Annotated in this window: 16 protein-coding genes; 13 read left to right on the top strand and 3 right to left on the bottom strand. The window is 60.2% G+C overall.

The genetic code is table 11. From position 1 onward, the window contains the following. Window positions 1-46: 46 nt before the first annotated feature. A complete protein-coding gene (locus CKW07_RS05530) occupies window positions 47-1,057 on the bottom strand; it encodes an alpha/beta hydrolase (RefSeq protein WP_176465280.1) in 1,011 nt (336 codons plus the stop codon). A gap of 79 nt (window positions 1,058-1,136) precedes the next feature. Between CKW07_RS05530 and aroC the strand changes: the two genes are divergently transcribed. The 5 genes from aroC to mtnC all read left to right on the top strand — a co-directional run bounded on the left by aroC (window position 1,137) and on the right by mtnC (window position 5,358). After that, window positions 1,137-2,228: a chorismate synthase gene (gene aroC, locus CKW07_RS05525; RefSeq protein WP_095143950.1), complete on the top strand. Its 1,092-nt coding sequence runs from the start codon at window positions 1,137-1,139 to the stop codon at window positions 2,226-2,228. A gap of 28 nt (window positions 2,229-2,256) precedes the next feature. After that, complete coding sequence (locus CKW07_RS05520) at window positions 2,257-3,408, top strand: MFS transporter (RefSeq protein ID WP_176465275.1); 1,152 nt, start codon at window positions 2,257-2,259, stop codon at window positions 3,406-3,408. After that, window positions 3,405-4,031 (top strand): methylthioribulose 1-phosphate dehydratase, encoded by a 627-nt coding sequence (locus tag CKW07_RS05515; protein WP_095143949.1) that lies wholly within the window; start codon window positions 3,405-3,407, stop codon window positions 4,029-4,031. The genes CKW07_RS05520 and CKW07_RS05515 overlap by 4 nt, the downstream gene beginning before the upstream one ends. A 93-nt stretch (window positions 4,032-4,124) precedes the next feature. Next, window positions 4,125-4,670, top strand: a complete 546-nt coding sequence (locus CKW07_RS05510) for an acireductone dioxygenase (protein ID WP_095143948.1) — start codon at window positions 4,125-4,127, stop codon at window positions 4,668-4,670. Between the two features lie 4 nt (window positions 4,671-4,674). Further along, entirely contained in the window at window positions 4,675-5,358 is a 684-nt protein-coding gene (gene mtnC, locus CKW07_RS05505; protein WP_095078338.1) for an acireductone synthase, read from the top strand. Between the two features lie 55 nt (window positions 5,359-5,413). Here mtnC and CKW07_RS05500 read toward each other — a convergent pair whose 3' ends face one another. Continuing rightward, window positions 5,414-5,692: a DUF3509 domain-containing protein gene (locus CKW07_RS05500; protein WP_095143947.1), complete on the bottom strand. Its 279-nt coding sequence runs from the start codon at window positions 5,690-5,692 to the stop codon at window positions 5,414-5,416. A 418-nt stretch (window positions 5,693-6,110) separates the two neighbouring features. Between CKW07_RS05500 and CKW07_RS05495 the strand changes: the two genes are divergently transcribed. From CKW07_RS05495 to CKW07_RS05470, 6 genes are all read left to right on the top strand, one after another. Further along, complete coding sequence (locus tag CKW07_RS05495; protein ID WP_095143946.1) at window positions 6,111-7,949, top strand: long-chain-acyl-CoA synthetase; 1,839 nt, start codon at window positions 6,111-6,113, stop codon at window positions 7,947-7,949. A 97-nt stretch (window positions 7,950-8,046) separates the two neighbouring features. Beyond that, window positions 8,047-8,565, top strand: coding sequence for an ankyrin repeat domain-containing protein (locus tag CKW07_RS05490; protein WP_095143945.1), 519 nt, complete (start codon window positions 8,047-8,049; stop codon window positions 8,563-8,565). 123 nt (window positions 8,566-8,688) lie between these two features. Then, a complete protein-coding gene (locus tag CKW07_RS05485) occupies window positions 8,689-9,219 on the top strand; it encodes a hypothetical protein (RefSeq protein ID WP_095143944.1) in 531 nt (176 codons plus the stop codon). A 72-nt stretch (window positions 9,220-9,291) separates the two neighbouring features. Beyond that, a complete protein-coding gene (locus tag CKW07_RS05480; RefSeq protein ID WP_095143943.1) occupies window positions 9,292-9,483 on the top strand; it encodes a PLDc N-terminal domain-containing protein in 192 nt (63 codons plus the stop codon). 186 nt (window positions 9,484-9,669) lie between these two features. Continuing rightward, entirely contained in the window at window positions 9,670-10,545 is an 876-nt protein-coding gene (speE, locus tag CKW07_RS05475; protein ID WP_095143942.1) for a polyamine aminopropyltransferase, read from the top strand. Window positions 10,546-10,859: 314 nt separating this feature from the next. Beyond that, window positions 10,860-12,953, top strand: a complete 2,094-nt coding sequence (locus CKW07_RS05470; protein WP_095143941.1) for an LTA synthase family protein — start codon at window positions 10,860-10,862, stop codon at window positions 12,951-12,953. A gap of 247 nt (window positions 12,954-13,200) precedes the next feature. Here the strand turns inward: CKW07_RS05470 and CKW07_RS05465 are convergent, their stop codons facing one another. Then, entirely contained in the window at window positions 13,201-13,353 is a 153-nt protein-coding gene (locus CKW07_RS05465; protein ID WP_095078330.1) for a DUF3309 family protein, read from the bottom strand. 291 nt (window positions 13,354-13,644) lie between these two features. Between CKW07_RS05465 and CKW07_RS05460 the strand changes: the two genes are divergently transcribed. Further along, entirely contained in the window at window positions 13,645-14,460 is an 816-nt protein-coding gene (locus CKW07_RS05460) for an SDR family oxidoreductase (RefSeq protein WP_095143940.1), read from the top strand. Between the two features lie 65 nt (window positions 14,461-14,525). Continuing rightward, window positions 14,526-14,858 (top strand): YnfA family protein, encoded by a 333-nt coding sequence (locus tag CKW07_RS05455; RefSeq protein ID WP_095143939.1) that lies wholly within the window; start codon window positions 14,526-14,528, stop codon window positions 14,856-14,858. The last annotated feature ends 1 nt before the right edge of the window (window position 14,859 follow it).

The raw sequence follows: 14,859 nt of genomic DNA, 5'->3' as shown, positions 1-14,859 counted from the left end.
ATCGGCTTATCGGCCGCTTTTTCCAGGACTGGAGGGTAAAACCGGCTTAACTGGGACGAAGTCCGTCAATAAAGCTGAGAATGCGTGAGCCAAGTTCGGCGGCCAGGGGCAGTTGCGGGTCCTTGTAGGAGGCCACTTGCCGCTTGACGTCGATGGGCACGATGCGCATCACATGGTTCATGCCCTCGATCACCGCCAACTGAGCGTCGGGCTTGGCAGCCTTGAGCATCTGCGCATCACTGACACTCACCTGGATGTCGTGGCTGCCCTGGATAATCAGTGCCGGCATTTTCAGCCTGGCGAAGGCGGCGGCCGGGTCCTGGCGAAACAGGGTGATCAGGTACGGTTGCACGCTGGGGCGGAAGATCACTTGCAAGGCGGACGGGACATTGTCATCCACCTGTCCGGCCTTGAGGCTGTCCAGCAGTTCGTTACTGCGCAGCATCAACTGCGGGGGCAAGCGGTAACTCAATTGCTGGCGCAGGATCTGGTCCACCGGTCTGGCACTGCCGGCCACGGAGATCAGCCCGGCGGCATCCACCTGTGGCGCGGCGAGCGTGGCAATCAGCGCACCTTCGCTGTGCCCCAGCAGGATCAACGGCCCCAGGCGCGGGTCGGTCTTGAGTTTCTGGCCCCAGGCCACGGCGTCCGCCACGTAGGCCTCAAGGGTCAGGTCGCGTTCGTCCGGGGTGGCCGCCAGGCTCGCCGCCACGCCACGCTTGTCGTAGCGCACGCTGGCGATGTTGTGTTTGGCCAGCACCCAGGCCAGGCGCTTGAGGCTGTCGTTTTTGCCACCCTCCGGGTTGTTGCCATTGCGATCCGTCGGGCCTGACCCGGAAATGATCAGTACCACCGGCACCGGGGCGTCGGATTTTGGCAGCAACATCGAGCCGAACAGCTCGCCGTTGCCGGTCTCCAGGCTGATGGGGCGTTGCAGGACGGTGGCCTGGACCACACTGGAAAGCAGGCCGGTAAACAGGGTAAGGCTCAAGGCTATTACTCGAAGCATTATCTCGCCATCATTCACAAGGTGTCGGTTGGACTCACGGGCACCGATAAGGTTCGAGGATGAACTACTTGGTGAGCCTGCGTATACTGGCGCGCACTTAGTTCAGCGATTTCACGGAGCGCCCTGCATGTCCGGCAATACCTACGGCAAGCTGTTCACTGTCACCACCGCGGGCGAAAGCCATGGTCCGGCGTTGGTCGCCATTGTCGACGGCTGCCCGCCGGGCCTTGAGTTGTCCCTGGATGACCTGCAGCGCGACCTGGACCGGCGCAAGCCGGGCACCAGCCGCCACACCACCCAGCGTCAGGAAGCCGACGAAGTCGAAATCCTCTCTGGCGTGTTCGAAGGTCGCACCACCGGGTGCTCCATTGGCCTGTTGATCCGCAACACCGACCAGAAGTCCAAGGACTACTCGGCGATCAAGGACCTGTTCCGCCCGGCCCACGCCGACTACACCTACCACCACAAATACGGCGAGCGCGACTATCGCGGCGGCGGCCGCAGTTCCGCCCGCGAAACCGCCATGCGCGTGGCCGCCGGGGCGATTGCCAAGAAATACCTGGCCACCCAAGGCATCGTGATCCGTGGCTACATGAGCCAGTTGGGTCCGATCGAAATCCCGTTCAAGACCTGGGACTCGGTCGAGCAGAATGCGTTTTTCAGCCCGGATCCGGACAAAGTGCCCGAGCTTGAGGCGTACATGGATCAACTGCGTCGCGACCAGGATTCAGTCGGCGCGAAGATTACCGTGGTGGCCGAAGGCGTGAAGCCGGGTCTGGGCGAGCCGATCTTCGACCGTCTCGATGCCGAACTGGCTCACGCGCTGATGAGCATCAACGCGGTCAAGGGTGTGGAAATCGGCGCCGGTTTCGCCAGCGTGGCCCAGCGCGGCACCGAGCACCGCGACGAGATGACCCCTGAAGGCTTCCTCAGCAACAACGCCGGCGGCATCCTGGGCGGCATTTCGTCCGGCCAGCCGATCGTTGCGCACCTGGCCCTCAAGCCCACGTCGAGCATCACCACGCCGGGCCGTTCGATCGATATCCACGGCAACCCGGTGGAGGTCATCACCAAGGGCCGTCATGACCCGTGCGTCGGCATTCGTGCTACCCCCATTGCCGAGGCCATGATGGCGATCGTGCTGATGGACCACTTGCTGCGCCATCGCGGGCAAAACGCCGACGTGCGCGTCAGCACTCCGGTGCTGGGCCAGCTGTGAAGCCATGCCCTGACGTCGCTGCGGTCTGATGGCCGTGGCGGCACTCCCGTACTGGCGGCTCTCCAGCTTTTATCTGTTCTATTTCGCCTTGCTCGGTTCGACCGCGCCGTTCCTGGCGCTGTATTTCGATCACCTGGGTTTTTCCACTGCGCGCATTGGCGAACTGGTGGCGATTCCGATGCTCATGCGCTGCGTCGCGCCCAATATCTGGGGCTGGCTCGGTGACTACACCGGCCGGCGCCTGGCCATCGTGCGCTTCGGTGCGGTCTGTACGCTGCTGACGTTCTCGCTGATCTTCATCAGCAAAAGCTACGCTTGGCTGGCGATGGTCATGGCCCTGCATGCGTTTTTCTGGCACGCGGTGTTGCCGCAGTTCGAAGTCATCACCCTGGCACATTTGCAGGGCCAGGCCGCACGCTACAGTCAGATCCGTTTGTGGGGCTCGATCGGCTTCATCATCACCGTGGTGGCGTTGGGGCGGCTGTTCCAATGGCTGAGCCTGGACATCTACCCGGTGGCGCTGGTGCTGATCATGGCCGGGATCGTCGTTAGCAGCCTGTGGGTGCCGAACGCGCAGCCGGCGCAAGGCAATCGCCCGGCCGGGGAGGGCTTCCTCAAGCAATTGGGCAGCCCCGGCGTGCTGGCGTTTTACGGGTGCGTGGCACTGATGCAGATGAGCCACGGGCCCTATTACACTTTCCTGACCCTGCACCTGGAACATCTGGGCTATAGCCGCGGTGTGATCGGTCTGCTCTGGGCCCTGGGCGTAGTGGCCGAAGTCTTGGTGTTCTTGTTCATGAGCCGGATCCTGGCGCGGTTCTCGGTGCGCCGGGTGCTGATGGCGAGTTTCCTGCTGGCGGCCTTGCGCTGGTTGTTGCTGGGCTCATTCGCGGAATTTTTGTGGGTGCTGCTGTTCGCGCAAATACTGCACGCGGCGACCTTCGGCAGCTTTCACGCCGCTGCCATCCATTTCGTGCAACGTAGCTTCGGTGCCCGCCAGCAAGGGCAGGGCCAGGCGTTGTACGCGGCACTGGCCGGCATCGGCGGTGCATTGGGTGCGTTGTATTCCGGTTACAGCTGGAACGCCCTGGGCGCCACCTTGACCTTTAGTATTGCCAGTCTCGCAGCTCTGGCTGCAGCCGTTATCATTGCCACACGTATGCAAGAGGACAGGCCATGAGCCTTACCCGTGAACACCTCGCCCAGCAAATCATCGACGCCGGGCGTTTTCTCTATGGCCGCGGCTGGTCGCCGGCCACCAGCAGCAACTACTCGACGCGGCTGTCGGCCAGCCAAGCGCTGTTGACCGTTTCCGGCAAGCATAAAGGCCAACTGGGCCTGGATGACGTGCTGGCCACCGATCTGGCAGGCAACAGCCTGGAGCCGGGCAAGAAGCCGTCCGCCGAAACCCTGCTGCACACTCAGCTGTACAGCTGGCGCCCGGAGATCGGCGCGGTGCTGCACACCCACTCGGTGAACGCCACGGTGCTGTCGCGCCTGACGCCCCAGGACTACATCGAGTTTGAAGACTACGAACTGCAAAAAGCCTTCAGCGGCGTTTCAACCCACGAGTCGCGCGTGCGGGTGCCGATCTTTGACAACGATCAGGACATTGCCCGCCTGGCCGCCAAGGTGCAGCCTTGGCTGGACGCTCACCCGGAGTGCGTCGGCTACCTGATTCGCGGTCATGGCCTCTATACCTGGGGTGCGGGCATGAGCGATGCCTTGCGCCAGATCGAGGCTTTTGAATTTCTGTTCGAGTGCGAGTTGAAAGTGCGCTCGCTGACCCACCGTCAAGGCTGACTTCATTGAAGTCGCCCACCGCCTGATGAACCGCGCTGCCCAACCGGTCTGTAGAAAAACGGACGGCAGCGCCGCTAACGAGGAATCGCCAGCATGAGCAGCCTGTCTGTTTACCACGTCTCAAGCCCGGACCTGCCAAACAAGGTCTTGACCCACTTTGACGACATTGCCTCGACCCTGGCTGAACAGGGTGTGCGCTTCGACCGTTGGCAAGCGGCGGCGAAGATCCAGCCCGGCGCCAGCCAGGAAGAGGTGATTGCGGCCTACCAGGTGCAGATCGACCAACTGATGACCGAGGGCGGCTACGTCACCGTCGACGTGATCAGCCTGAACAGTGATCACCCGCAAAAAGCCGAACTGCGGGCCAAGTTCCTTGAAGAGCATCGGCATGGTGAAGACGAAGTGCGGTTTTTCGTGGCCGGGCGTGGCCTGTTCACCCTGCACATCGATGACTACGTGTACGCGGTGCTGTGCGAGAAAAACGACCTGATCTCGGTTCCGGCCGGCACCCGGCACTGGTTCGACATGGGCGAGCACCCGCACTTCGTGGCGATCCGCCTGTTCAACAATCCCGAAGGCTGGGTGGCCAACTTCACCGGCGACGACATTGCCGGCCGCTTCCCGCGCCTGGAGGATTGAGCGCATGACCATCAAAGCCATTCTGACTGACATCGAAGGCACCACCAGCGCGGTGAGTTTTGTGTTCGATGTGTTGTTCCCCTATGCCGCCCAGCACCTGCCGGCGTTTGTCCGCCAGCAGGCGCAACGCGCGGACGTGGCCCTCCAGCTGGACGCGGTGCGCCAGGACAGTGCCGAGCCCGATGCCGATGTGGAGCGAGTCATCGAGATTCTGTTGGGCTGGATCGCCGAAGACCGCAAGGCCACGCCCCTCAAGGCATTGCAAGGCATGGTCTGGGAGCAGGGTTACCAGGCCGGGCAGTTGAAGGGGCATGTGTACCCGGACGCCGTTGATGCGCTGAAACGCTGGCACGATGCGGGGTATCAACTGTTTGTTTATTCCTCGGGATCGATCCAGGCGCAGAAGCTGATCTTCGGTTGCTCGGAGGCGGGCGACCTGACACCGCTGTTCAGCGGTTACTTCGACACCACGTCCGGCCCCAAGCGTGAAGCGCAGTCCTACCAGCGCATTGCCCAGGCCATCGGTTGTGAAGCGGCGCAGATCCTGTTCCTGTCCGACATCGTGCAGGAACTCGACGCCGCCCGCGAGGCCGGCATGGCCACCCGCGGCCTGGTGCGCGAAGGGGGTGAGCTGGCGGGGCATGTGAGCGTCACGACCTTTGCCCAGATCGATCCGGCGCACCTGTGACGTAAAAAGGGCGGCCAGGCGCAACGCCTGGCCACCCAACGGGAAGCGGTACTGCTCAGGCCGAGTAATAGGTCGGCAAGGCGAAGCGCTGCTGGCTCTGCAGCATGGAAATCTGCGGCAGTTCGCTGGCCTGTTCGGCCAGGTCGCGCCGTATGGCGCTGATCGCCCAGGACAGTTGATCGCCGGCATGCAACTGCGCATAGGAAATCGAACGCTTGAACTCTCTGCCGTCGCTGCTGCGCAAGGTCAGCAAAATGCCGCCGTCGGGACGCTCCTGCGTCGTGACGGCGAAGTGGGAGAACAGTGAGGAAAACTTCTCTTGGATCAGGTCCATGTCTATCAGCTCCGTGTGTGCATGAAGGGCCATGTGGAGTGATAGGTGCACTGATTGTGCCAGCATTCAGTTTTAATTAAATTCTTATAAATCAATAAGTTAATCAATTGGCTTGTTTTTGCATTCGTGCATTTTGCATGAGTGGCCATCGTGCATCCTGCATTTTGCGCGGAGCGCGGCGGGCGCTGTCATTCATTCTCGCGTGATTGCCGGTAACACTCTCTCGGATACAAAACATTTCAAAAACCGCGTGTACAGCGACAGAACCGCTGGCGTACTTTTTGGCCTGCAGCCAGGCGTCCGAGGGTTTTCCTGTCGTTTCTCATACCGGGATGAAGTTGCCCCGAACACCCCGTCATGCATGTTCGCCCGACAATAACAAAACAGGCCCGACGCAGTGGGTCATACGGGAGCAACCATGAGCAGCACGCACAAGGACATGATTACCTGGGGCATGATGCTCCGTAAGTTGCCGTCCATCGTCAAAGCCCTGCCACGGGTGGTCAAGGGGCTCAAAGTCGCCAACGTCAAACAGCCGGACCAGCCCTGCGGCCTGGCGTTTACCTTTGAGCAGGCGACGCAGCGCAACCCCGAGGGGCCGGCGTTGCTGCATGGCACGGTCAGCCTCAGTTATGCCCAAGCCAACCAGTGGGCCAACCGGATCGCCCATCACTTGCATGCCCAGGGTATCGGCAAGGGCGATGTGGTCGGGATCTTCATCGAGAACCGTCCGGAACTGCTGGTCACGGTACTGGCCGTCGCCAAGCTCGGCGCCATCAGTGCCATGCTCAATACCTCGCAAACCCAGCAGGCGCTGGTGCACAGTGTGAATCTGGTCAACCCGGTGGCCATCGTGGTGGGCGAGGAACTGGTCGAGGCCTATTCGGCGATTCGTGATCGGGTGTCGATCGAGGCCGCCAGGACCTGGTGGGTGGCTGACCAGGATACGTCCCGGGACCCCGGACAGGCGCCAGCCGGCTTCATCAACTTGATGCGCGTCAGTGCCGACGGTTCAAGCGAAAACTCGCTCAGCAGCCAACAGGTGTACCTCGACGACCCTTGCTTCTATATCTACACTTCCGGCACGACCGGGTTGCCCAAGGCCGGCGTGTTCAAGCACGGTCGCTGGATGCGCTCGTCCGCCAGCTTCGGCATGATCGCGCTGGACATGGGCCCCGGGGACATCGTCTATTGCACCTTGCCGCTGTACCACGCCACGGGGCTTTGCGTGTGCTGGGGCTCGGCGATCAATGGCGCGTCGGGCTTTGCCATTCGGCGCAAATTCAGCGCCAGTCAGTTCTGGAACGATGTGCGTAAATACCGGGCGACCACCATCGGTTACGTCGGTGAGTTGTGCCGTTATCTGATTGATCAACCGGCCAGCGCCGACGACCGTGACAACCCGGTGGTCAAGATGGTCGGCAACGGCCTGCGCCCCGGCGTCTGGAGCGAGTTCAAGCAGCGCTTCGGGATCAACCACATATGTGAACTGTATGCCGCCAGTGACGGCAACATCGGTTTCACCAACATTCTGAACTTTGACAACACCATCGGTTTCTCGTTGATGTCCTGGGAGTTGGTCGAATACGCCCACGACAGTTGCGCGCCGATCCGCAACAGCAAGGGCTTCATGCAGAAGGTCGGTAAGGGGCAGGAAGGCCTGTTGCTGGCAAGGATCGATGACAAGGCGCCGCTGGACGGCTACACCGACCCGCAGAAAACCGCGAAGGTCGTGCTCCATGATGTGTTTGAAAAAGGCGACCGCTACTTCAATACCGGTGACTTGCTCAGGAACATCGGCTTCGGCCATGCCCAGTTCGTCGACCGTCTTGGCGATACCTACCGTTGGAAGGGTGAGAACGTCTCGACCACCGAGGTCGAGAACATCCTGCTGCAGCATCCGCATATTGCCGAGGCAGTGGCCTACGGCGTAGAAATCCACAACACCAACGGTCGGGCCGGCATGGCGGCCATCACGCCGGCCGAATCCCTGGCCACCCTGGATTTTGGCGAGTTGCTGAGTTTTGCCCGGGCGCAAATGCCGGCGTATGCCGTGCCGTTGTTTTTGCGGGTGAAAGTGAAAATGGAAACCACCGGGACCTTCAAGTACCAGAAGACCCGCCTCAAGGACGAAGCCTTCGATCCGGGAAAAACCGGCGACGATCCGGTCTATGCCTGGTTACCGGGCTCTGACACCTACGTGCAAGTCACCGAACAGGTGTTGGCGGATATCCATGACGGCAAGTTTCGTTATTGATTCTGGCTATGGCCGCAGGAGAGAAAAAAGGGGTGACAGGTGCAAGGCCGCTTGAGGACACTAGCGGCTTTGCGATTGACCGAATGTGGAGCCCTCAATGTCAGACAAATCCCGCCAGATGACCCCGGAAGAAGCCGCGGAGTTTGCCGAACAGGTATTCAACAAAGCCCGAGACGGCGACGCGGCGATGCTCGCCGCACTGCTGAGCAAGGGCCTGCCACCGAATCTGCGCAACCACAAGGGTGACACCTTGCTGATGCTGGCGGCCTATCACGGTCATGTCGATGCCGTGAAAGTGTTGCTGGAACACAAGGCCGATCCGGAAATTCGTAACGACAATGGCCAAAGCCCGATTGCCGGGGCTGCCTTCAAGGGCGACCTGGACACGGTCAAGGTGCTGGTCGAAGGCGGTGCCGAGGTAGAGGGTTCGTCCTTTGACGGGCGCACGGCGTTGATGATGGCGGCGATGTTCAACCGCTCGGCCATCGTCGATTACCTGATCAGCCAGGGGGCCGACCCCAAGGCCAAGGACGCCAACGGCATCACGGCACTGGAAGCGGCCAGAACCATGGGCGCGACCGATACCACGGCGCAGTTGCAGAAACTGCTGGGCTGAAGATTGATTCGAGCGTAACGGGCAGCCTGTGGGAACTGCCAAGCCAGTTCCTGCAGCTTCGGCATCTGCCGTCGAATGCGTTATCCTTCGCGCCCTGACATTCCCTTCGCTACAGGATCCGCCATGAAAGCCGCACTCATCGAACTCATCAGCAAAATCAGCTCCGGCTGCATGAGCGAGGTGGAGATTGTGCAAATCGCCGACGAAGCCACCCAGGCCTACGCCGATCCAGACGCCTTTCTGGCGGCCAATCCGGATATCAACTACGACGACACTTTCCCGATTCCGTTGGGTGAGTGGGTGGTGGTGGGCAGCTTGCCGGAGACCGTGTTGTTTCAGGCCGACACCTACATGGACTTGTTCGCCCAGATCGTCGCCTCGTTCGGCCCGGATGTGGCGTTCAACATCAAGCCCAAGCAACTGGCCAAGACCGAAGCGCTGACGGCGCTCAACCGTATCCAGATACAGATGGGCAGCATGAACCCGGAAAACGGCGGCTACACCCTGGTGAACCTCAGTCAGCCGCTCGATGACGAGATCCAGGCGGTGCTGGTCTTCGGCAAAGACGTGGAGCGGGTACTGGAGTTGTGTGCCGAGGCTGGTATCAGCGCTGCGCCGTCCCTGGAAGCGTTGAAAGTGGCTGTCCACGTTTAACGCGCAATAAAACGGAGCCCTTGCAGGACCCGGCTATCCTGAGAGGGAATGCCTTCTTTCGGGAGCGACACCATGGGTTCTACCTTCAATAGCCTGGTTGGCCTGATTATCCTTGCGCTGGACATCTGGGCGATCCTCAACGTGTTTAAAAGCAGCGTCGGGACCGGGACGAAAATCATCTGGGTCGTGGTGATTCTGGTCCTGCCGGTGCTGGGCCTGATCATCTGGGCTATCGCGGGGCCAAGAGGCAACGTGCGGATCTGACAGTGCCCGCAAGGCCGGCACATTCTCCCTGCGAGAGCCTTGGAAATATCTTCTGCCTGACTAAGGTTCGACCTGTCATGTTCTGCGTCGTAGAATGCGCGCCTTTGCTGGTCAATCGAGCCGATCGATTGGCCATCATGGGCGGGTAACCGTCCGTTGCCACCAGCATTCACCGGGGGACTTCCCATGAGCACCAACACGACCAACGACTACCTGGAAACCCTCTACGAAGGCTATGGCCAGCGTTTTCGCATGGACAAGCTGCTGCACGAAGTGCGTACCGAACACCAGCACCTGGTCATTTTCGAAAACCCGCGCATGGGCCGGGTCATGGCGCTGGACGGTGTGATCCAGACCACCGAAGCCGACGAATTCATCTACCACGAGATGCTCACCCACGTACCGATCCTCGCCCACGGCACTGCCAAGCGCGTGCTGATCATTGGCGGTGGCGACGGTGGCATGCTGCGTGAAGTGGCCAAGCACCGCAGCGTCGAGCACATCACCATGGTCGAAATCGACGGCATGGTGGTCGACATGTGCAAGGAGTTCCTGCCGAACCACTCCAAGGGTGCCTACGATGACCCGCGCTTGAACCTGGTGATCGATGACGGCATGCGTTTTGTGGCCACCACCCAGGAAAAGTTCGACGTGATCATCTCCGACTCCACCGACCCGATCGGTCCAGGCGAAGTCCTGTTTTCGGAGAACTTCTACCAGGCCTGCCACCGTTGCCTGAACGACGGCGGTATCCTGGTGACCCAGAACGGCACGCCGTTCATGCAACTGGGCGAAGTCCAGACCACCGCCGGTCGCCTGCGTAGCCTGTTTGCGGACTGGCATTTTTATCAGGCGGCCGTCCCGACCTACATCGGCGGTGCCATGACCTTTGCCTGGGGCGCGAAAAACACCGCCTACCGTAAACTGTCGCGTGAAACCCTGCAGCAGCGCTTCGCTGGCAGTGGCATCGTCACCCGTTACTACAACCCGGAAATCCACATTGGCGCGTTCGCCTTGCCGCAATACGTGCTTCAAGCGGTGAACAAGCCAAGCAATGACTAAGCGGTAGTGATGAAAAAGGACCTTGCGGTCCTTTTTTATGTTTCCAGATATGCGTTGCACGAAATTTTCACAATCGCTCCAAGACAATTCGCCCGCACCGCTTTCACGTCAACTACTCAGCTTGCCCTTGGTTCACAGCCTCCGTGGCCGGACTTTGGGGCGTGTGGCAGTAAAAAATGGCAAAGCCGTAGGTGATCGTGCAACATCTGCACTCCGCGCAAGGTCCCGGCCATCTGCTGCAATGCATGGCAATGAGAGGGCTGGGCGCCACTACTTTTTTTGTAACTTCAACCTCCAATGGGTCCTGAAACGACATGTCAAACCCGGACGCCCTGAGTCAGCAGCGAGCCTCGAATCGCTTGCTGCAACCGACCGTCAAATCCCATCTGGCTTATACGCTGCTCTGCGCCCTGGTCATGATGGTGATGCTCTCCCTGCTGCGCCTTGCGCTGCTGGTCTACAACCGGGAGATGATGCTGGATACACCGGCTTCGACCTTTCTCGAAGCCTTCGCCAACGGCCTGCGTTTCGACCTGCGTCTGGTGATCTACCTCAGCATTCCGCTGTTGCTGTCGCTGTTCAGTGCCCGGGCGATGGCTGCCCGTGGCCTGTTCCGCTCATGGCTGACGATTGTCTCCAGCATCGCGCTGTTCCTCGGCCTGATGGAGATGGATTTCTACCGCGAGTTCCACCAGCGCCTCAACGGCCTGGTCTTCCAGTATGTGAAGGAAGACCCGAAAACCGTCATGAGCATGCTCTGGTACGGCTTCCCGGTGGTGCGCTACCTGCTGGCGTGGGTCATTGGCACCTGGCTGTTGAGCCTGGCGTTCAAGGGCGCTGACCGTGCAACCCGTCCGCGTGGCCCGTTCAGCGGTGGCAATGTCAGCACCCGTCAGGTGGCGCCGTGGTACACCCGCGTTGCCGTGTTCATGGTGTGCCTGCTGATCTGCGTTGCGGCCGCTCGTGGCACGCTGCGTCAAGGCCCGCCAATGCGCTGGGGTGACGTGTACACCACCGACTCGAACTTCGCCAACCAGCTGGGCCTCAACGGCACGCTGCAACTGGTCGCGGCGGCGAAAAGCCGCATGTCCGAAGACCGCGACAACATCTGGAAGGCAACCCTGCCACAGCCTGAAGCCCAGGAGATTGTCCGCGACATGCTGGTGATGCCGGACGAGAAACTGGTGGATGCCGATACCGCCGCTGTGCGCCGTGACTTCATGCCGCCCGCCGACAAGACCCTGCCGATCAAGAACGTCGTGGTGATCCTGATGGAAAGCATGGCCGGTCACTCGGTCGGTGCCTTGGGCGCGCCTGGCAATATCACGCCGTACCTGGACAAGCTGTCCGAGGAAGGCCTGCTGTTCGACCGCTTCTTCTCCAACGGTACCCATACCCACCAGGGTATGTTCGCCACCATGGCCTGCTTCCCGAACCTGCCAGGCTTCGAATACCTGATGCAGACGCCGGAAGGCAGCCACAAGCTGTCCGGCCTGCCGCAGTTGCTCAGTGCGCGCAAGTTCGACGATGTCTATGTGTACAACGGTGATTTCGCCTGGGATAACCAGTCGGGCTTCTTCAGCAACCAGGGTATGACCAACTTTGTCGGTCGTAACGACTTCATCGACCCGGTGTTCTCCGACCCGACGTGGGGTGTGTCCGACCAGGACATGTTCGACCGTGGCCTGGTGGAACTCAAGGCGCGTGAAGGCGGCAAACCCTTCTATGCGTTGCTGCAAACCCTGTCCAACCACACCCCGTACGCGTTACCGACTCCGTTGCCGGTGGAGAAAGTCACGGGCCGTGGCAATCTCAACGAGCACTTGACTGCCATGCGCTACTCCGACTGGGCGCTGGGTCAGTTCTTTGAAAAGGCCCGTAAAGAGCCGTACTTCAAGGAAACCCTGTTCGTCATCGTCGGCGACCATGGCTTTGGCAACGAGCGTCAAATCACCGAAATGGACCTGGGGCGTTTCAACGTGCCGATGCTGATGATTGCACCCGGCATCCAGGAAAAGTTCGGCAAGCTCGATCACACCGTCGGTACTCAAGTCGACATCGTGCCGACCATCATGGGGCGCCTGGGTGGCGAAGTGCGTCATCAGTGCTGGGGACGAGACCTGCTGAACCTGCCTGAAGGCGACACCGGTTTTGGCGTGATCAAGCCGTCGGGCAGCGAACAGACCACGGCGATCATCACCGTCGATCAGGTGCTGGTGCTGCCGAAGGAAAAAGACATGGCGCCGAAGATGTACCAGTACCAGCTGGGAGCCAATCCTGGCGCCCAGGTCGTACCGGATGCCCCGGCGACTGCCCAGATGAAGCAAAAGCTGGAAGCGTTCCTGCAAACGGCGACCAAGAGCCTGATCGATAACACCGCCGGTGTGGTCGACGGCACGCCGGACTAAGTACGTGCTGCACTGAAAAAGAGGCCCGTTCGGGCTAATGCCAGTCAGTTAAGCGAACGTCGACCTTTGTAGGAGCGAGCGTGCTCGCGATGGACATTAACGATAACGCGTGTTTTCTGATTAAACGCGTTGCTCTTGAGTTCATCGCGAGCCCGCTCGCTCCTACACATTCGACCTCATCTTCTTAACTGATCGGCATTAGCCCGTTCGGGCCTCTTTTTTTTGCTCTTGTGAATAGAGTCGGCGGTCAAATCCTACCGAGCAATAGCAACACCAGCAGGACGACCACGACGACGCCGAGGACACCGGACGGACCATATCCCCAGCTTCTGGAGTGCGGAAAGACCGGCAGACCACCAATCAATAGCAAGATCAGAATAATGAGAAGAATTGTGCCCATGTCGAGTTCCTCATTGGCCAGTTGTGACCGTCATTGGGGTTGAACCGAGCCTCTTAACTGTTTCGAGTTTCGCGGGTTAGTGAAAATTCAAAGTTTCTTTACTGCTTTTGGTTCGAACGCTTATTTCTATTTTTGCGGGATAGGCCGTCAGTGGCGCGCGTAACCTTCTTCGGCGTCAACATTCAATGGCAAAGGTTTGCCTGGGGCATTCAGCAGTTTGATGGTCATGGGTGCAGGAAAATCCTTCGCTACACTGCGAGCATCTCTCCCAGAACAACAAGGCTACTTCCTATGCAAAATCGCATGATGATCACTGGCGCCGGGTCCGGCCTGGGTCGCGAAATCGCTCTGCGCTGGGCTTGTGAAGGTTGGCAGCTGGCCTTGTCCGATGTCAGTGAACCGGGCCTGCAAGAAACCCTGAGGCTGGTCCGCGAGGCCGGTGGTGATGGTTTCACCCAGCGCTGCGATGTGCGTGACTACAGTCAGCTGACGGCCTTTGCCCAAGCCTGTGAAGTCAGGTTCGGTGGCATCGATGTGATCGTCAACAATGCGGGCGTGGCCTCCGGCGGCTTTTTCAGCGAGCTGTCCCTGGAGGACTGGGACTGGCAGATTGCGATCAACCTGATGGGCGTGGTCAAAGGCTGCAAGGCCTTCCTGCCTCTGCTGGAAAAAAGCAAAGGCAAGATCATCAACATCGCCTCGATGGCGGCACTGATGCAAGGTCCGGCCATGAGTAACTACAACGTGGCCAAGGCGGGCGTCGTAGCGTTGTCCGAGAGCCTGCTGATCGAGCTGGCGCAGCAGGAGATCGGTGTGCACGTGGTCTGCCCGTCATTCTTCCAGACCAACCTGCTGGACTCCTTTCGCGGTCCGACGCCGGCCATGAAGGCCCAGGTGGGCAAGTTGCTGGAAAGCTCGCCTATCACCGCCAGCGATATTGCCGACTACATCTATCAGCACGTGGCCGCGGGCGAGTTCATGATCCTCCCTCATGAACAGGGCCGCATGGCCTGGGCGATCAAGCAGAAGAACCCGCAACTGCTCTATAACGAAATGACCCAAATGGCCGACAAGATGCGCGCCAAGGCCAGGCAAAGCGCCAGCTGAGCTTGCGGGGCAGGGGGGTGGGTCGTTAGGGTTGCCGCACCTGGCAACCCTGATGAGACACGTACATGCTCAATTACCTGTGGTTTTTCCTTGCCGCATTGTTTGAAATCGCCGGTTGCTTCGCTTTCTGGATGTGGCTGCGCCAGGGCAAAAGTGCCTGGTGGATCGTCCCGGCGTTGTTCAGCCTGACCCTGTTTGCCCTGCTGCTGACCAAGGTCGAGTCGACCTATGCTGGCCGTGCCTATGCAGCATACGGCGGGATTTACATCGTCGCCTCGATTGGTTGGCTCGGTATGGTCGAGCGGATTCGGCCGCTGGGCTCGGACTGGCTGGGGGTTGTGCTGTGTGTGTTGGGCGCCAGCATCATTTTGTTTGGCCCACGGTTTACTGCGCCTTGAG

The organism is Pseudomonas sp. Irchel s3b6 (assembly GCF_900187415.1).
Taxonomy (GTDB): domain Bacteria; phylum Pseudomonadota; class Gammaproteobacteria; order Pseudomonadales; family Pseudomonadaceae; genus Aquipseudomonas.
Note: the sequence above shows the minus strand (reverse complement) of the source record. Positions and strands in the feature narration are given on the sequence as shown.